20 protein-coding genes are annotated in these 15,714 nt (G+C 69.5%); 15 read left to right on the forward strand and 5 right to left on the reverse strand.

Features of this window, described 5'->3' with window-relative positions:
* The first annotated feature begins 3 nt into the window (after positions 1–3).
* Genes J2847_RS19585 through J2847_RS19595 form a run of 3 tightly spaced genes read left to right on the forward strand, consistent with a single transcriptional unit; the run spans position 4 to position 1,910 of the window.
* Positions 4–165, forward strand: coding sequence for a hypothetical protein (locus tag J2847_RS19585; RefSeq protein WP_209780542.1), 162 nt, complete (start codon positions 4–6; stop codon positions 163–165).
* Positions 162–980, forward strand: a complete 819-nt coding sequence (locus J2847_RS19590; protein WP_209780543.1) for a hypothetical protein — start codon at positions 162–164, stop codon at positions 978–980. Before J2847_RS19585 ends, J2847_RS19590 begins: the two co-directional genes overlap by 4 nt.
* A gap of 18 nt (positions 981–998) precedes the next feature.
* Positions 999–1,910, forward strand: coding sequence for a hypothetical protein (locus J2847_RS19595; protein ID WP_209780544.1), 912 nt, complete (start codon positions 999–1,001; stop codon positions 1,908–1,910).
* Here the strand turns inward: J2847_RS19595 and J2847_RS19600 are convergent.
* Positions 1,873–2,454 (reverse strand): cysteine hydrolase family protein, encoded by a 582-nt coding sequence (locus J2847_RS19600; RefSeq protein ID WP_209780545.1) that lies wholly within the window; start codon positions 2,452–2,454, stop codon positions 1,873–1,875. The two genes, J2847_RS19595 and J2847_RS19600, sit on opposite strands and share 38 nt — an antisense overlap.
* Before the next feature lie 86 nt (positions 2,455–2,540).
* Between J2847_RS19600 and crcB the strand changes: the two genes are divergently transcribed.
* The 4 genes from crcB to J2847_RS19620 are packed head-to-tail and all read left to right on the forward strand — an operon-like array spanning position 2,541 to position 5,381.
* A complete protein-coding gene (gene crcB, locus J2847_RS19605; RefSeq protein WP_209780546.1) occupies positions 2,541–2,945 on the forward strand; it encodes a fluoride efflux transporter CrcB in 405 nt (134 codons plus the stop codon).
* Positions 2,942–3,985, forward strand: coding sequence for an RluA family pseudouridine synthase (locus J2847_RS19610; protein ID WP_209780547.1), 1,044 nt, complete (start codon positions 2,942–2,944; stop codon positions 3,983–3,985). The genes crcB and J2847_RS19610 overlap by 4 nt, the downstream gene beginning before the upstream one ends.
* Positions 3,982–4,683 (forward strand): HAD-IA family hydrolase, encoded by a 702-nt coding sequence (locus J2847_RS19615; protein ID WP_325169446.1) that lies wholly within the window; start codon positions 3,982–3,984, stop codon positions 4,681–4,683. The genes J2847_RS19610 and J2847_RS19615 overlap by 4 nt, the downstream gene beginning before the upstream one ends.
* The gene (locus J2847_RS19620) at positions 4,683–5,381 is read left to right on the forward strand and encodes an ATP12 family chaperone protein (RefSeq protein ID WP_209780643.1); all 699 of its coding nucleotides are present in this window, start codon (positions 4,683–4,685) and stop codon (positions 5,379–5,381) included. The genes J2847_RS19615 and J2847_RS19620 overlap by 1 nt, the downstream gene beginning before the upstream one ends.
* A gap of 105 nt (positions 5,382–5,486) precedes the next feature.
* Here the strand turns inward: J2847_RS19620 and J2847_RS19625 are convergent, their stop codons facing one another.
* Positions 5,487–6,011: a PRC-barrel domain-containing protein gene (locus J2847_RS19625; RefSeq protein WP_209780548.1), complete on the reverse strand. Its 525-nt coding sequence runs from the start codon at positions 6,009–6,011 to the stop codon at positions 5,487–5,489.
* A 101-nt stretch (positions 6,012–6,112) separates the two neighbouring features.
* Positions 6,113–7,030, reverse strand: a complete 918-nt coding sequence (gene ygfZ, locus J2847_RS19630; RefSeq protein WP_233474640.1) for a CAF17-like 4Fe-4S cluster assembly/insertion protein YgfZ — start codon at positions 7,028–7,030, stop codon at positions 6,113–6,115.
* 250 nt (positions 7,031–7,280) lie between these two features.
* Between ygfZ and J2847_RS19635 the strand changes: the two genes are divergently transcribed.
* The 6 genes from J2847_RS19635 to J2847_RS19660 all read left to right on the forward strand — a co-directional run bounded on the left by J2847_RS19635 (position 7,281) and on the right by J2847_RS19660 (position 13,004).
* The gene (locus J2847_RS19635) at positions 7,281–8,858 is read left to right on the forward strand and encodes an ABC transporter ATP-binding protein (RefSeq protein ID WP_209780549.1); all 1,578 of its coding nucleotides are present in this window, start codon (positions 7,281–7,283) and stop codon (positions 8,856–8,858) included.
* Between the two features lie 33 nt (positions 8,859–8,891).
* Positions 8,892–9,968, forward strand: a complete 1,077-nt coding sequence (locus tag J2847_RS19640) for an ABC transporter permease (RefSeq protein WP_209780550.1) — start codon at positions 8,892–8,894, stop codon at positions 9,966–9,968.
* Positions 9,965–10,897 (forward strand): ABC transporter permease, encoded by a 933-nt coding sequence (locus J2847_RS19645; protein WP_085554787.1) that lies wholly within the window; start codon positions 9,965–9,967, stop codon positions 10,895–10,897. Before J2847_RS19640 ends, J2847_RS19645 begins: the two co-directional genes overlap by 4 nt.
* 72 nt (positions 10,898–10,969) lie before the next feature.
* The gene (locus J2847_RS19650) at positions 10,970–12,043 is read left to right on the forward strand and encodes a BMP family ABC transporter substrate-binding protein (RefSeq protein WP_209780645.1); all 1,074 of its coding nucleotides are present in this window, start codon (positions 10,970–10,972) and stop codon (positions 12,041–12,043) included.
* 73 nt (positions 12,044–12,116) lie between these two features.
* The gene (locus J2847_RS19655) at positions 12,117–12,554 is read left to right on the forward strand and encodes a DUF29 domain-containing protein (protein ID WP_209780551.1); all 438 of its coding nucleotides are present in this window, start codon (positions 12,117–12,119) and stop codon (positions 12,552–12,554) included.
* Between the two features lie 12 nt (positions 12,555–12,566).
* Positions 12,567–13,004: a DUF29 domain-containing protein gene (locus tag J2847_RS19660; RefSeq protein ID WP_209780552.1), complete on the forward strand. Its 438-nt coding sequence runs from the start codon at positions 12,567–12,569 to the stop codon at positions 13,002–13,004.
* A gap of 13 nt (positions 13,005–13,017) precedes the next feature.
* Here J2847_RS19660 and J2847_RS19665 read toward each other — a convergent pair whose 3' ends face one another.
* Positions 13,018–13,476 (reverse strand): hypothetical protein, encoded by a 459-nt coding sequence (locus J2847_RS19665; protein WP_209780553.1) that lies wholly within the window; start codon positions 13,474–13,476, stop codon positions 13,018–13,020.
* A gap of 131 nt (positions 13,477–13,607) precedes the next feature.
* On the opposite strand from J2847_RS19665, the gene J2847_RS19670 reads away from it, so the two are divergent.
* Positions 13,608–14,306, forward strand: a complete 699-nt coding sequence (locus tag J2847_RS19670; protein WP_209780554.1) for a phosphatidylserine decarboxylase — start codon at positions 13,608–13,610, stop codon at positions 14,304–14,306.
* A complete protein-coding gene (locus tag J2847_RS19675; protein WP_209780555.1) occupies positions 14,303–15,238 on the forward strand; it encodes a CDP-alcohol phosphatidyltransferase family protein in 936 nt (311 codons plus the stop codon). Before J2847_RS19670 ends, J2847_RS19675 begins: the two co-directional genes overlap by 4 nt.
* 4 nt (positions 15,239–15,242) lie before the next feature.
* On the opposite strand, the gene J2847_RS19680 is transcribed toward J2847_RS19675, so the two are convergent.
* On the reverse strand, positions 15,243–15,617 hold the full coding sequence (locus J2847_RS19680; protein ID WP_209780556.1) for a hypothetical protein: 375 nt from the start codon (positions 15,615–15,617) through the stop codon (positions 15,243–15,245).
* Positions 15,618–15,714: the final 97 nt, after the last annotated feature.

The raw sequence follows: 15,714 nt of genomic DNA on the forward strand, positions 1-15,714 counted from the left end.
GGCATGAATCGGCAGGGATTCGCGGTACCTTCAGGCATCGTCGTCGGCTCGCTTCTGGCTGCTTGGATCGATGGGCTTTCCACGGTCGCCTTCGCGTTCGTCATTGTGCTTTGCATCGGTTTTGCCAAGGCGATCGCGGGCCTGTTCCCTGCCTCGAAGAAATGAGCGAGGCGGTCGGCGTGGCCAATATCTTGAAATGTATGGGATTTCTCGGATTGCTTCTCGTCTCCTCCCATCAGGGGGTTGCGGCGGAAGCCGGACGGGATGATGCTCAGGCCGGGTCTGTGGCCGGGCCTGTGGCCAGACCTGTGAGTGAACGCGGGAAAATCGGCGAGGAAGATTTCCAGGAGAAGAAGCTCCCGACGGGAGGCGCCGCGGCCCTTCGTGCGGAGCGGGTTTTTGCGCTTCCAGGCAGTTCCTGGCAAACGCGGTTCGGCGGAACCAGCGTGGTCGTGCTGACGCGCAAGCCACTGGCGGGCGAAAGAGACCAGTATCACGCGATCTGCAAGGCCTGGATCAACAACTTCCTGTCGATCGGTGTGGGAAGGGATCCTTTGGTTCTGCCGTGGGAGACGGATCGGATCATGGCGGTATTCTGGCCCCTGGACACCGCATACCCGGACGAAGGCAAGCTCGGGAACTGCGATTATCTTATCGATCATTATGACTTCAAGGTCGGCCAGCAAGCCGCCGACAGCGTCGAAGCCTCTCAGGGGCCCCTGCTGGTCGCCTGGCGGCGGATCGATCCCGGGCGAAAAGCGTCGTTGAGCTTGCGGAGCCTTTCCAGCGAACGGTCGATCTCCGACGCGTTCGAGGTGTGGCGATACCGCATTCAATTGCAGCCGGAAAGCTGGCTGGATACGCTCGACATAACCGTTTTGCGTGGAGCCCTTCGGGATTTCCTGAACCGCAATTCCGACGTTCTGCTGTGCCTGGTTGGGAGCAGGGAAGGACGGCAATGCGTGAAAGGGGGCGTGTGATCGACGAGAGCAGCCAGAGTGCCGCAGCCAGCCGGGTTTGACCGTTTCATCGCCATCGACTGGTCGGGCGCGCGGGGCCGACGCTACGCGGGCATCGCCGTGGCCGAATGCGGGCCGGGCGACGCGCCGCCGGTGCCGGTGGAAGGGCCGGGCGGCTGGTGGTCGCGGACGGCTGTGTTCGACTGGCTGCGTGTCGGGCTGGAGCGCGGGCCGGCGCTGGTCGGCATCGACTGCGCCTTCTCGCTGCCCTTCGCGGTGGCGGAGCGCGGCTTTCCGGGCCGGGTGCCGACCGTCTTCGACCTGTGGGATCTGGTCGAGAGCGTCTGCGCCGGGGAGCCGGACTTCGGCGGCGCCCCCTTCGCCGAGCATGAACGGCATGGCGCCGATTTCTGGCGGGCCGGGCCGCAGCCGGACTGGTACCGCGACCCGCACCGCGCGGCCGAGCAGGCCTGCCGCGCCGAGGGTTTGGGCAACCCGCAGAGCCCCTACAAGCTGATCGGCTCCAAGCAGGTGGGGAAGGGCGGGCTGGCCGGCATGCGGATGCTGCGGGCGCTGCGGATGGCGGAACCGGAACGCGTCGCGGTGTGGCCCTTCGACGAGCCGGCGCCCGGCCGCACCGTGCTGGCCGAAATCTACCCGCGCCTGTTCCTGAAGCGCACCGGCTTCGGCCAGCGCAAGATCCGCGACGGCGCCGATGTGGACGCGGCGTTGGCGCAGCTCGGGTCGCGGCCGCTGGGCTTGGCGGGGGCGGTCAGCGACCACGCCGCCGACGCGCTGGTCTCGGCGGCGGGCCTGCGCCGGCTGGCCGGGCGTCCGGAGGTCTGGGCACCGCCCGCGCTCGACGAGCGGGCGCGGCGTCAGGAGGGCTGGATTTTCGGGGTGGGCGCGCGGACTACCCCAGCGCCGCCAGCACCCCCGCCGTGTCCATGATCGCCGCGTACTCCCCCGACAGGTTCGCCAGCGACAGGTCGTGCACCTCCTCGGCCGTACGGCGCCGTCCCGACCAGTCGAGCCGGGCGAAGGTGAAGGTCGCGTCGCCGACCACCCGCGTGTCGTAGCCGAGGTTGCCGGCCATCCGCGCCGTCGCCTCGACGCTGTTGTTGGTGATGACCCCGGTGACGACCAGCGTGCCGATTCCGCGTTCGCGCAGCCAGCCGTCGAGGTCGGTGCCGATGAAGGCGCTGTGCACGCTCTTCCCCACCACCCGCTCGCCGGGCAGCGGCGTCGCCTCCTCCTTGAAGCCGTGCCCCGGTCCGCCGGCGCGGTAGGTCGAGCCCGGCTCCGTCGAATCGTGGCGGATGTGGACCACCGTCCGCCCCGTCCGCCGCCACGCGGCCAGCAGGGCGGCGATGTTGGCCTCGGCCCGGGGGTTGTTGCGGGGACCGACGGCGGCCCAGCGCGGGTCGTCGATGGCCTTTTGCAGATCGACCACCAGCAGGGCGGCGCTGGCGGGCAGGGTATCCGATCTTTCCATGGCAACCATCCTGCCGTCGCGTGCGCCGCGTGACAAGCGGGCGCGTTTCTGGCTCTATTCGGCCTGTTCCGTCGCCGGGAGGGTCCGTGCTCGCTTCGCCTGTCTCGCTGCTCGCGGTCGCCGTGGGCGGCGCCGCCGGTTCGGTGGCGCGCTATCTGCTGATCCTGCTGGTCGGGCAATGGGTCGGCGCGCGCTTTCCCTACGGGACGCTGATCGTGAACGCCTCCGGCTGCTTCGCGATGGGCGTGCTGTCGGAGCTGGCGGCGCTGGTCTGGTCGCCGTCGCCGGAGCTGCGCGCGCTGATCCTGGTCGGCGTGCTCGGCGGCTTCACCACCTTCTCCTCCTTCACCCTGGACATCGGCGTCCTGGTGGGGCGGAACGAGATGGCGGCGGCGATGGGGTATCTTCTGGCCTCGGTGGTGTTGACCATCCTGGGTTTCTTTGCCGGCCTGTGGGTCGTGCGTTCTCTTGTTCCGGTGTCCTTGTCATGACTGATTCCGCCCAGCCCGCTCCCAAGCCCGCCACCGAAAGCCGGGTGGAGAACCGCACCGTGACGGGGGACGAGGCCGACATGCGCCTCGACCGCTGGTTCAAGCGCCACTTCCCCGACGTGAACCACAGCTACCTCCAGAAGCTGCTGCGCACGGGCCAAGTCCGCATCGACGGCAAGCGGGCCGAGACCTCCGACCGGCTGGCCGCCGGGCAGAGCGTGCGCATCCCGCCGCTCGCCGACTGGGCGGCACCGGCCAAGGGGCCGTCCCAGGCCGCGGCGCCGAAGAAGCCGGCGATGTCCGACAAGCAGATCGCCGAACTCCAGGCGCTGGTGCTGTTCCGCGACGCCGACGTCATCGCCATCAACAAGCCGGCCGGTCTGGCGGTGCAGGGCGGCACCGGCACCTCCAAGCATCTCGACGCCATGCTCGACGCCCTGCGCTTCGACGGCAAGGAGCGGCCGAAGCTGGTCCACCGCCTCGACAAGGACACGTCGGGCGTGCTGCTGCTCGCCCGCACCAGCTTCGCCGCCACCAAGCTGACCGAGATGTTCCGTGGTTCGGACGTCCGCAAGACCTACTGGGCGGCGACGGTCGGCGTGCCGAAGCCCTACCAGGGCAAGATCGATCTGGCGCTGGCCAAGGAGGGCGGGCCGCACGGCGAGCGCGTCGCCGAGGCCAAGGAGGAGGGCAAGCGCGCCGTCACCTACTACACCGTGCTGGAGAACGCCGGGAAGCAGTCGGCCTTCGTCGCCATGTGGCCGCGCACCGGGCGCACCCACCAGCTCCGCGTCCACATGGCGGCGATCGGCACGCCGATCCTCGGCGACGGGAAGTACGCCGGGCAGGGCGCCTTCCTGCCGGGCGCCGAGGTGGCGAGGAAGCTGCACCTGCACGCGCGCCGGCTGATCCTGCCGCACCCGCGCGGCGGCAAGACCATCGACGTGACGGCCCCGCTGCCCGACCACATGCTGGCGACCTGGAAGTATCTCGGTTTCAGCGCCAACCTGCGCGACGACCCGTTCGAGGACGTGGAGTGAGCGGCCCCCCGACCGCTCCGTTGGCGCCCCCGTTGAGGCTGGCGCTGTTCGACTGCGACGGCACGCTGGTCGACAGCCAGTTCGCCATCATCGACGCGATGACCGCCGCCTGGGAGGAGCATGGCCTTGGCGTGCCCGATCCGATGGCGGTGCGCCGCATGGTCGGCTTGTCGCTGGTCGAGGCGGTCGGGCTGCTGCTGCCGGGGCGCTCTCCGGACCTGCACGTCGCCGTCGCCGAAAGCTACAAGCGGGCCTTCGCCGCCAGGCGCGGCCGTGGCGAGGTGCATGAGCCGCTGTTCCCCGGCATCCTCGACACGCTGACCGCGCTGGCCGACGCCGGGGTGCTGCTCGGCGTGGCGACCGGAAAGTCGCGGCGCGGGCTGGACGCGGTCCTGAAGCTGCACGGCATCGCCGACCGCTTCGTGACCTTGCAGACCGCCGACGTCTCGCCCGGCAAGCCGAACCCCCACATGGTCCAGCGCGCGCTGGCCGAAACGGGGGCGGAGGCCGCCGGCACGGTGATGATCGGCGACACCACCTACGACATCCAGATGGCGCGCAACGCGCGGGTGGCGTCGGTCGGCGTCTCCTGGGGATACCACGCGGTGGCGGAGCTTGAGGCGGCCGGCGCCGACCGCATCGTGCATGACGGCGTCGAGGTCGCCGGTGCGGTGCTGGATCTGTTGAAAGGCGAATGATGAAGCGTTTCTACAAGGCGGCCGGCGTCGGCGCGGCGCCGGAGGGCGGGTTCCAGGTCGAGCTGGACGGCCGCCCGGTCCGCAGCCCGGCCAAGGCGCCGCTGGTCTTCCGTTCCAGGGCGCTGGCCGAGGGCGTGGCGGCGGAGTGGGAGGCGCAGGGCGACAAGATCGACGCCAACGCCATGCCGCTGATGCAGCTCGCCAGCACGGCGGTGGACCTGATTCCGGCCAAGCGCGACGGCATCGTCGACGCGGTCGCCGCCTACGCCGGGACCGATCTGCTCTGCTACCGCGCCGAGCATCCGGAAAGCCTGGTCGAGCGTCAGGCGCGGGCGTGGCAGCCGCTGCTCGACTGGGCGGCGTTGCAGTACGACGCTCCCCTGCGGGTCTGCGCCGGGCTGATGCCCCAGCCGCAGACGCCGGAGGCCCTGCGCGCCCTGCGCAGCGCGGTCGAGGGCTATGACGACTGGACGCTGGCGGCGTTGCAGACCGCGACGGGCGCCTGCGGGTCGCTGGTCGTCGCGCTGGCGCTGGTCGAGGGCCGCATCGACGCGGCCGAGGCGTTCGAGGTCTCGCAGATCGACGAGACCTTCGAGATCGAGCGCTGGGGCGAGGATCCGGAAACGACCAAGCGGCGCGCCGCCCTCCGCGCCGACATCGAGTCCTGCCGGCGCTTCGTCGATCTTCTGCGGGCCTGACGCCCGCAACGGAAAAGCCCCCCTTCCGACGGAAGGGGGGCTTTCCGCTTTCAGCGCTTTCGCTTCAACGCAGGACGCCGAAGGAAGCGGCTGCCTGACGATGCCTTACTTGGCGATCGTCGTGCCGGTCGTGGTGCCGTCGGCCGGCTTGCGGGTGCGGTTCAGCGACGTCATGGTGTCGTCGTACTTGAACTCCGGCATCGCCTTCACGTCGTCGCGGCTCAGGCCGGACATGTTGAGGCGGTTGTTCTGCGCGTCCCAGTTGGCGGCGGTGTAATCGACGGCGACCTTCTTCTCGCCGATGCCGAGGAAGCCGCCCGAGCCGATGACGAGCTGCTTGGCCTGGCCGTTGCTGTCGAGGATCACGTCGTCGACCTCGCCCAGCTTGTCGTTGTCGCGGCCGTAGACGTTCTTGCCGAGCAGCTGGTCGGCGCTGGCCATCTGGCCGGCGCCCAGGGTGCTGCCCGTCGTGGCCGAGCCGGTGGTCGCCGCGCTGTCCGGCGTCGCCGTGTTCGACATCGACGAGGTCGAGCTGGACGGGTTGGCGACCGTCGGCGACGTGGTCTGCGCGAACGCCGCGCCCGAGAGCAGGGCCAGGGTGGCGGTGGCGGCGATAAGAGTACGGCGCATGAGGTGGCTCCTTCGTCATTGTGGACCGGATACCCGTCAACAACAGCGAAGGAAGAGGTTTGATTTCGCGCGCCGCGAACTCTTTTGGCGAGTCCCCCTCCTTAGGAGGTAACATCCCACTCCGGCACGCGGTGGGTCAGGACCGCGCCGCCGGCCGTCAGCGGGCCGCCGCCGGCCGTCTCCGCGACATCCTCCAGCCGCAGCAGGGCGAGCGCCAGCCCGTCGCGCCCGCTGCGGATCTCGCCGACGTCCTTGCCGTCGCGCGTCACCGGGGTGCCGGGGGCCGGCAGCGGCCCCTCGGCGGTCACAGGGAACAGCTTCTTGCGGATCAGGGCGCGGTACCTGGTGCGGGCGGTCAGTTCCTGCCCCATGTAGCAGCCCTTGTCCCAGGAGATCGCGTTCAGCGCGTCGAGCCGGTTCTCCAGCGGGATCGACTTCTCCGGGATCAGGTCGCGGCCGCCCTCCGGCACGCCCAGCGACAGGCGCAGCCGGTCGTGGTCGGCGGCGTCGCGGCGTGTCAGCCCGGTCGCCTCCAGGGCGGCGATTCCTTCCGCCGGCAGGAACAGCCGGGCGCCGAGGGCGGGCAGGCGGGGGTCGGTGAAGGCGACGCCGCCGCCGAACGGCACGGCGGCTCCCGGCTCAGCCGGCAGGCCGAGCGCCGCCAGCGCGCCCTCGCCGAAGGCGACGGCGACCCGCAGCGAGTCGGCGCGGTCCTCCAGCGCGATCCTGGAGCGCAGCTTGTACATCTTCAGCCGGCGCAGCAGGTCGGCCCGGCGTTCCGTCTCCGGGTCGAGCAGCAGGGCGCCGTCCGCATCGGCGAGCGTGAAGTCGTGCAGGAACTTGCCCTGCGGGGTGAGGAACAGCGCGTAGGCCGCGTGCGCCGGGCCGACCTTGAGGACGTCGTTGGACACCAGCCCTTGCAGGAAGGCCGCCCGGTCCTCGCCCGAGACCGCCACCACGCCGCGATGCTCCAGCACCGCGTAACCCGCCATCATGCCCGCCTTCATGCCCATCGCCATGACCGTCTCCGCTCGCCTCGCGTCGAAGGGATAGTTGGGCGGATCGCTGGGGTATGGCAAGGGTGCTGACGGATCGCCGCGCCTCCATTCCCGACCCGGCGCCTCGCCTGCCGCCCAAAAGGGCATTTGCCTGACCGATGGGCAAAGGATCCGCTGTTGACGCGCGGTGTGCCGACCGCGTTACTGTGTCCGGTGGTGGCACGGCTTTGGCATTGCCCCGAAGGTTTTCCCTCTTTTGGATCCCTCCTCCTTGGATTCGCACGCCAAGACACCCGCGCCGGACGCCGCGCCGCCCCGACTGGAGCTGCGCGGCATCACGAAGCGCTTTCCCGGCTGTCTCGCCAACGACCATGTCGACCTCCTTCTCCGGCCCGGCGAGATCCACGCGCTGCTGGGCGAGAACGGCGCCGGCAAATCGACGCTGGTGAAGATGATCTACGGGGTGCTGCACCCCGATTCCGGCAGCCTGCTGTGGCAGGGGCGGGAGACCGTCGTCCCCGATCCGGCCGGCGCCCGGCGGCTCGGCATCGGCATGGTGTTCCAGCATTTCTCGCTGTTCGACACGCTGACCGTGGCGGAGAACATCGCGCTCGGCCTCGACGAGCCGGGAAGGATGGACGCCCTGTCGGAGCGCATCCGCACGGTGTCGGAACGCTACGGGCTGGCGCTCGACCCCGAGCGGCACGTCTTCCACCTGTCGGTCGGCGAGCGGCAGCGGGTGGAGATCGTGCGCTGCCTGTTGCAGGACCCCAGGCTGCTGATCATGGACGAGCCGACCTCGGTGCTGACGCCGCAGGAGGCCGCCAAGCTGTTCGAGACCCTGCGCCGGCTGGCAGCGGAGGGCTGCACCATCCTCTACATCTCCCACAAGCTGGAGGAGATCCGCGCGCTGTGCGACCGGGCGACGGTGCTGCGCGCCGGCCGGGTGGTCGGCGCCTGCGACCCGCGCCGCGAAACCGCGCGCGGCCTGGCCGAGATGATGATCGGCAGCGAGCTGTCGACGCCGGAACGGCTGCCGCCGGGCGAGGCGGGGGCGGCCCGGCTGGTGGTGCGGCACCTGTCGACCACCTCGGACAACCCCTTCGCCACCAGCCTGAAGGACGTCTCCTTCGAGGTGCGGGCCGGCGAGATCCTCGGCATCGCCGGGGTCGCCGGCAACGGGCAGGCCGAGCTGATGGCGGCCTTGAGCGGCGAGGCGCTGATCGCCGACCCGCAGGCGGTGACGATCGAGGGGGTGCCGGCCGGCCATCTGGGGCCGCGCGCCCGCCGGTCGCTCGGCCTCGCCTTCGTGCCGGAGGAGCGGCTGGGCCGCGGCGCCGTGCCGGAGCTGAGCCTGTCGGAGAACGCGCTGCTGTCCGGCTACGCCCGCGAACCGCTGGTGCGCGGCGGGCTGGTGCATTTCGGCCGGGCGCGCGCCTACGCCGAGACCATCATCAAGGGCTTCAACGTCGTCGCCCACGGCCATAGGGCGGAGGCGCGGTCGCTGTCGGGCGGCAATCTGCAAAAATTCATCATCGGCCGGGAGATCCTCCAGAAGCCGAAGCTGCTGGTGGTCGGACAGCCGACCTGGGGCGTCGACGCCGGGGCGGCGGCGGCGATCCACAAGGCGCTGATCGCGCTGGCCCGCTCGGGCGCCGCGGTGCTGGTCATCAGCCAGGATCTCGACGAGCTGTTCGTGCTGAGCGACCGCATCTCGGTCCTGTTCCACGGCCGCCTGTCGGACAGCCGGCCGACTCATGAAACCAGCGTGGAACGCATCGGCCTGCTGATGGGCGGGCTGTTCGGCACGCCGCCGGACGAAGACGGGGAGATCACGCGTGCGGTGTAAGGTGCCCGGCAAGGTGTTCAAGGAAATCCACGCATGAGCCTGATCCGTCTGGAACCGCGCGGGCAGGCGTCGAAGACCATGGTCTACGTCACGCCGCTGCTGGCGGTGGCGCTGACCCTGCTCAGCGGCTTCGTCCTGTTTCTTCTGCTCGGCTTCGATCCGGTGAAGGCGCTGCACGCCTTCTTCATCGATCCCGTCTCCTCCAGGCGCGGCATCGGCGAGCTGATCGTCAAGGCGACGCCGCTGGTGCTCTGCGCCGTCGGGCTCGCCATCGGTTTCCGCGCCAACGTCTGGAACATCGGGGCGGAAGGGCAGCTCACCGTCGGCGCCATCGCCGGCGGCGGTCTGGCGTTGGCCTTCTACGGCGAGGGCGGCTGGTGGCTGCTGCCGCTGATGGTGGTCGCCGGCGCCGCCGGCGGCGCCGCCTGGGCGGCGATCCCCGCCTTCCTGCGCGTCCGCTTCAACGCCAGCGAGATCCTCACCAGCCTGATGCTGACCTACGTGGCGCTGCTGCTGCTGAACTATCTGGTCCACGGCCCCTACCGCGACCCCGACGGCTTCGCCTTCCCCGAGTCGCGCCTGTTCGAGGCCGACGCGGTGATGCCGGTCCTGTGGTCGGGCACCCGCGTGCATCTCGGCACCGCCTTCGCCCTGCTCGCGGTGGCGGCCGGCTGGGTGCTGATCGCGCGGACCTTCGTCGGCTTCCAGATCAAGGTCATCGGCCTGACCCCGGCGGCGGCGGGCTATGCCGGCTTCGACCAGAAGAGGATCATCTGGCTCAGCCTGCTGCTCTCCGGCGCGCTGGCCGGTGTCGCCGGGATGGGCGAGGTTGCCGGCCCGATCGGCCAGATCACCCCCAGCGTGTCGCCCGGCTACGGCTTCACCGCCATCATCGTCGCCTTCCTCGGGCGGCTGCACCCGGTCGGCATCCTGCTGGCGGCGCTGCTGATGGCGCTGTCCTTCATCGGCGGCGAGGCGGCGCAGATCGCCATGGGCCTGCCCAAGGCCATCACCGGAGTCTTCCAGGGCATGCTGCTGTTCTTCCTGCTGGCGAGCGACGTGCTGATCCGCTACCGGATCCGCTTCGGCGCGCGGAGGGCCGTGGCATGAGCGCCGAGCTGGCTCTGATCGGCCCCATCCTGGCGGCGATGTTCGCGGCGGCGACGCCGCTGCTGTTCGCGGCGCTGGGCGAGACGGTGGTCGAGAAATCCGGCGTCCTCAACCTGGGCGTCGAGGGCATGATGCTGATGGGGGCGGTCTGCGGCTTCGCCATCACGGTGAAGACCGGCTCGGCCCCGCTCGGGCTGCTGGTCGCCGCCGGCGCCGGGGCGGCGATGGGGGCGCTGTTCGGCGTGCTGACCCTGCTGCTGCTGGCCAACCAGGTGGCGACCGGGCTGGCGCTGACGCTGTTCGGAGTCGGGCTGTCGGCGCTGATCGGGCAGGGCTTCGTCGGCATCCCGCTGGAAGGGCTGCCCAAGCTGAACATCCCCGGCCTGACCGACCTGCCGGTGATCGGGCAGGCGCTGTTCGGACAGGATCTGCTGGTCTATCTCGGCGTGCTCGCCGTGCCGCTGGTGCATCTGTTCCTCTACCGGACCCGCGCCGGGCTGGTGCTGCGCGCGGTCGGCGAGAACCACCACGCGGCCCACGCGCTCGGCTACAAGGTGATCCGCATCCGTTTCCTGGCGGTGATGTTCGGCGGCGCCATGAGCGGGCTGGGCGGCGCCTTCCTGTCGATGGACTACACGCCGATGTGGGCGGAGAACATGACCTCCGGGCGCGGCTGGATCGCGCTGGCGCTGGTCGTCTTCGCCACCTGGAAGCCGGTGCGCGTGATGCTGGGGGCGTGGCTGTTCGGCGGCGTCACCATCGCCCAGCTGCATGTCCAGGGCATGGGCATCGCCATCCCCTCGCAGCTCTTGTCGATGCTGCCTTATCTGGCTACCGTTCTCGTTCTCGTGCTGATCTCGCGGGACGTCGCCCGCATCCGCCTGAACGCGCCGGCTTGCCTGGGCAAGCTGTTTCATCCGGATTCTTGACCAAGCCGCCAAAAAACGAAACAAGACGCTGAAACCAAACACCCAAGGAGCTTTGACGTGAACAGAAGGACGATGGGCAAGACGCTTCTGGGTCTGGCCGGTGCCGCCGCCGTCGCGCTGAGCGTCGGCGTCGCGAGCGCGCAGGAGAAGATGAAGGTTGGCTTCGTCTATGTCGGGCCGATCAGCGACCACGGCTACAGCTACCAGCACGACCAGGGCCGCCTCGCGGTCGAGAAGGCGCTGGGCGACAAGGTCACCACCACCTATGTCGAGAATGTGCCGGAGGGCGCCGACGCCGAGCGCGTGATCGAGCAGCTCGCCGCCAGCGGCCACAAGCTGATCTTCACCACCTCCTTCGGCTTCATGAACCCGACGCTGAAGGTGGCCCAGCGCTACCCCGACGTGAAGTTCGAGCACGCCACCGGCTACAAGCGTTCGGCCAACGTCGCCACCTACTCCGCGCGCTTCTACGAAGGCCGCACGGTGATCGGCGCCATCGTCGGCAAGATGACCAAGTCGAACATCATCGGCTATGTCGGCTCCTTCCCGATTCCCGAGGTGGTCAGCGGCATCAACGCCTTCACCATCGCGCTGCGCGAGCAGAACCCGAAGGCCGAGGTCCGCGTCGTCTGGGTGAATTCCTGGTACGACCCCGGCAAGGAGGCCGAGGCCGCCAAGGCGCTGATCGACCAGGGCGCCGACGTCATCGTCCAGCACACCGACAGCCCGGCCCCCATCCAGACCGCGCAGGACCGCGGCCTGTGGTCGGTCGGCCAAAGCTCCGACATGACCCGCTTCGGTCCGAAGTCGCACCTGACCGCCATCGTCGACGACTGGAACGGCTACTACATCGACCGCGTCAAGGCGGTGCTCGACGGCAGCTGGAAGTCGGTCGACACCTGGGGTGGCTTCAAGGACAAGATGCTGTTCCTGGCCCCCTACAACCCGGCCATCCCGGCCGACGTCGTGGCGCTGGCCGACCAGATCAAGGCCGACATCATGTCCGGCAAGCGCCACTCCTTCCAGGGCCCGGTCAAGGACCAGTCCGGCAAGGTGGTGATCCCGGAGGGCAAGAGCGCGACCGACGAGCAGATCCTGAAGATGGACTGGTACGTCGAGGGCGTTCAGGGCAAGGTTCCGAAGTAAGCGGAGCGCGTGCGACGGCGGACCGGAGCCCATCCCGGTCCGCCGCCTCGCGGCTCGCCGTGGGGAGGGCAGGATGGACTCGAACCTCTACGAGCGCGATTTCTACGCCTGGGCGAACGAGCAGGCGGCCCTGCTGCGGGCCGGGAAGCTCGATGCGGCGGACATCGCCCACATCGCCGAGGAGATCGAGAGCATGGGCAAGACCGAGAAGCGCGAGCTGGTGAGCCGCCTGACGGTCCTGCTGCTTCATCTCCTGAAATGGCGCTTCCAGCCGGACCGGCGCGGCGCGAGCTGGGAAGCCACGATCACCGTCCAGCGCGACGACCTGCTGGACCATCTGCGCGACAACCCGAGCCTCAAGTCCAAGCTGGACGAGGCGGTCACGGACGCCTACCGCAAGGCGGCGATCCTGGCGGCGGGCGAGACCGGTCTGCCGAAACCGACCTTTCCGGACACATGCCCCTGGCCGTTCGAGCGGCTGATGGACATGGATTTCTGGCCGGACGCCTGATGGGAGCCAGCCATGGATTCGAACCTCTACGAGCGCGATTTCTACGCCTGGGCGAACGAGCAGGCGGCCTTGCTGCGGGCCGGGAAGCTCGATGCGGCGGACATCGCCCACATCGCCGAGGAGATCGAGAGCATGGGCAGGACCGAGAAGCGCGAACTGGTGAGCCGCCTGACGGTCCTGCTGCTTCATCTCCTGAAATGGCGCTTCCAGCCGGACCGACGCGGCAACAGTTGGCGCCTCAGCGTCGAGGAGCAGCGCTACCGGATCGCTGATCACCTCGACGACAATCCTAGTCTGAAGTCGAAGCTCGATGAAGCCATCGAGAGCGCCTATCGTCTGGCGCTGATCGAGGTGGAACGGGAAACCGGCATGCCCCGCCGTGGCTTGCCGGCACGATGCCCGTGGAGTTTTGACCAGATGGTCGACGACGGCTTCTGGCCGGACGCCTGACCCGCCGGATTCTTTACAGATACGGCCCCATCAGGCGCAGGAAGGGGCGCGCCTCCTGCAACACCAGGATGGTCTGGTGGAACAGGTCCTCCGGCGCCGCCTGGTGCTCGAAGGTCGTCTCCGAGAAGAGGATGATCTTCTGGCCGCCCTGGACGACGAACTTCACGGTCTTCAGCCCCTCGACCCCGCGCAGGATCGACAGCAGCGCGCGGCGGCGCTCCGGCGCCTGCGCGGTGTAGGGGACGTGGCCGACGTCGGCCCAGATCTGGCAGACCGACCCGTCGCCCTCGTGGCGCACCGCGACGTTGAAGGGCAGGCCGTCGGCCATGAAATGCAGCTTGCACGGCCTGGGCGGCTTGGCGATGCCGAGCACCCCTTCCGGAGTCATGATGATCGAGCCGGGGGTGATCGGCAGCGCGCCGTCCGGCACCTCGGCCAGGGATTGGATGGTCTGCAAATCGGGGACGGACAAGGGACGGCGCTCGATTCTGGAGAGTGGAGTTGCGGCCAGCATCCTCCGTCGCCGCTAAAATTCTGTAAAGGCTCGGAACGGGCGTCTAGAATGCCTGTTCGTAATCGGCTGAAGAATGAAGAAAGAGGGCGATGTCCGCCATCGATACCGTTGTCGTTCCGATCCACCGCGCCGGCTGGCCCTTCATCGCCGGTTTCGCCGTGGTCTCCCTGGTCCTGGGTCTCGCCGTCTGGGCGCCGCTGGGTTGGATCGGCCTGATCCTCACCCTGTGGTGCGCCTATTTCTTCCGCGACCCCGACCGCGTGACGCCGACCCGGCCCGGCCTGCTGGTCAGCCCGGCCGACGGCCGCGTGACGATGATCGTCCCCGCCGTGCCGCCCAGGGAACTGGGCATGGGCGACAAGCCGCTGACCCGGATCAGCGTCTTCCTCAACGTCTTCAACGTCCATGTGAACCGGGTCCCGGCCGACGGCACCATCGTCGCCGCCGAATACCACAAGGGCACCTTCGTCAACGCCGCGCTCGACAAGGCGAGCGAGGAGAACGAGCGCATGGCCTTCCGCCAGCGCCTGCCCGACGGGCGCGAGATCGCCTATGTCCAGATCGCCGGCCTCGTCGCCCGCCGCATCCTGTGGTGGACCAAGGCCGGGCAGGAGGTGAAGGCGGGTGAGCGCTTCGGCCTGATCCGTTTCGGCAGCCGCACCGACATCTATCTGCCGGACGGCGTGGCGCCGCTGGTCTGCGTCGGCCAGACCGCCATCGGCGGCGAGACCATCCTCGCCGACCTGAACGGCACCGAATCGCAGCGGGTCGGGGACGTGCGGCGATGAAGCGTCCGCCCGTCTTCAAGCAGCCGATCTTCCGGCAGGGCCGCGTCCGCCGCCCGCGCCGTCCGCACCCGAGGCTGAAGGGGTTGTCGATCAACCACCTGCTGCCCAACGTGCTGACCGTGCTGGCGCTGTGCTCCGGCCTGACGGCGATCCGCTTCGCCATGCAGGAGCGCTGGGAACCGGCGGTGATCGCCATCGTGATCGCCGCCATCCTCGACGCGCTGGACGGGCGGATCGCCCGGCTGCTGAACGGGCAGAGCAAGTTCGGGGCGGAGCTGGACAGCCTGTCCGACGCCATCAGCTTCGGCGTCGCCCCGGCCTTCATGATGTATCTGTGGGGACTGAACGGGGCGGGCAGCCTGGGCTGGATCGCCGCCATGGCCTACGCCGTGTGCTGCGCCCTGCGGCTGGCCCGCTTCAACTCGCGGCTCGGCGTCGTCGACCTGCCGCCCTGGGCCTACAACTACTTCACCGGCGTGCCGGCCCCGGCCGGGGCCGGGCTGGTGCTGCTGCCGATGATCCTTGGCTTCGAGACCGGGGCCGACGTGACCGGCCATCCGGTGGTGATCGTGCCCTGGACGCTGATGATCGGCGGGCTGATGGTCAGCACGCTGCCGACCTTCTCCTTCAAGGGCACGCGGGTGCCGGCGCAATGGGTGGTGCCGGCCCTGGCCGGCGTCGGACTGATCGCCGCGATGATGGTCAGCCAGCCCTGGTGGACGCTGTCGATCATCGGCCTCGTCTATCTCGCCACCCTGCCATTCTCGGTCGCCCAGTTCCGCAAGCTGCAACGCGCCGCCGAACTGATGCAGAGCGGGGTGGTCGAGGCGCCGCCGGGCGAACCGGTGGACGCCCCGGCCGATCCGGCGGCCAGCCCGGCGGCCGACGCCGCGTCGGCACCGGTTTCCGACGGTGCCCCGAAGGCGCCCTGACCGGTTATTCCGCCGCGACCAGCAGGTCGCCGGCGGACCGGACGACCCTCTCCGCCGGCGCGCGCTCCGCCATGGTGACGCGCGCCACCATCGGGATCTGGCGCAGGCAGTTGCCGATGTGGTCCGATTCGGCCTTGGGCAGGCCGACCACCTCCATCTCGACGACGAGCGTGTCGCCGGCCAGGAGGCTGCTCAGCGCGTCGGGCACCAGGCCGCGCTTGGCGACCAGTTCCAGGATGCGGGGCAGGGTGCCCGGATCGGCGTCGGCGACGACGGAAAAGCCGACGCGGCGTTCGGGCGCGCAGGCGCGGGCCTCGGCGGCGGGCGGCGTGAGCGTGACGGTGGACGTGGCGGCGGACGAAACGGCGCTGCTGGACATGATGTCTCTCGGATCTCGAAGCGTTTCTGCGGTGTGGACGAGCGTTTCCCCGGCTCTCAAAGGAGAACCGGGCCGCTAATTCGCAGAATGCCGGGAA

The organism is Azospirillum agricola, assembly GCF_017876095.1.
In the GTDB taxonomy this organism is placed as follows: domain Bacteria; phylum Pseudomonadota; class Alphaproteobacteria; order Azospirillales; family Azospirillaceae; genus Azospirillum; species Azospirillum agricola.

Bases quoted from the DNA above. Each gene is read 5' to 3' on its own strand.
- J2847_RS19650 (WP_209780645.1), top strand. From the start codon at position 10,970: ATGGGCAAGACGCTTCTGGGTCTGGCCGGTGCCGCCGCCGTCGCGCTG.
- ygfZ (WP_233474640.1), bottom strand. From the start codon at position 7,030: ATGGCGATGGGCATGAAGGCGGGCATGATGGCGGGTTACGCGGTGCTG.
- J2847_RS19640 (WP_209780550.1), top strand. From the start codon at position 8,892: ATGAGCCTGATCCGTCTGGAACCGCGCGGGCAGGCGTCGAAGACCATG.
- J2847_RS19610 (WP_209780547.1), top strand. From the start codon at position 2,942: ATGACTGATTCCGCCCAGCCCGCTCCCAAGCCCGCCACCGAAAGCCGG.
- J2847_RS19600 (WP_209780545.1), bottom strand. From the start codon at position 2,454: ATGGAAAGATCGGATACCCTGCCCGCCAGCGCCGCCCTGCTGGTGGTC.
- J2847_RS19675 (WP_209780555.1), top strand. From the start codon at position 14,303: ATGAAGCGTCCGCCCGTCTTCAAGCAGCCGATCTTCCGGCAGGGCCGC.
- J2847_RS19620 (WP_209780643.1), top strand. From the start codon at position 4,683: ATGAAGCGTTTCTACAAGGCGGCCGGCGTCGGCGCGGCGCCGGAGGGC.
- J2847_RS19680 (WP_209780556.1), bottom strand. From the start codon at position 15,617: ATGTCCAGCAGCGCCGTTTCGTCCGCCGCCACGTCCACCGTCACGCTC.
- J2847_RS19670 (WP_209780554.1), top strand. From the start codon at position 13,608: ATGTCCGCCATCGATACCGTTGTCGTTCCGATCCACCGCGCCGGCTGG.
- J2847_RS19655 (WP_209780551.1), top strand. From the start codon at position 12,117: ATGGACTCGAACCTCTACGAGCGCGATTTCTACGCCTGGGCGAACGAG.
- J2847_RS19625 (WP_209780548.1), bottom strand. From the start codon at position 6,011: ATGCGCCGTACTCTTATCGCCGCCACCGCCACCCTGGCCCTGCTCTCG.
- J2847_RS19645 (WP_085554787.1), top strand. From the start codon at position 9,965: ATGAGCGCCGAGCTGGCTCTGATCGGCCCCATCCTGGCGGCGATGTTC.
- J2847_RS19585 (WP_209780542.1), top strand. From the start codon at position 4: ATGAATCGGCAGGGATTCGCGGTACCTTCAGGCATCGTCGTCGGCTCG.
- J2847_RS19590 (WP_209780543.1), top strand. From the start codon at position 162: ATGAGCGAGGCGGTCGGCGTGGCCAATATCTTGAAATGTATGGGATTT.
- J2847_RS19660 (WP_209780552.1), top strand. From the start codon at position 12,567: ATGGATTCGAACCTCTACGAGCGCGATTTCTACGCCTGGGCGAACGAG.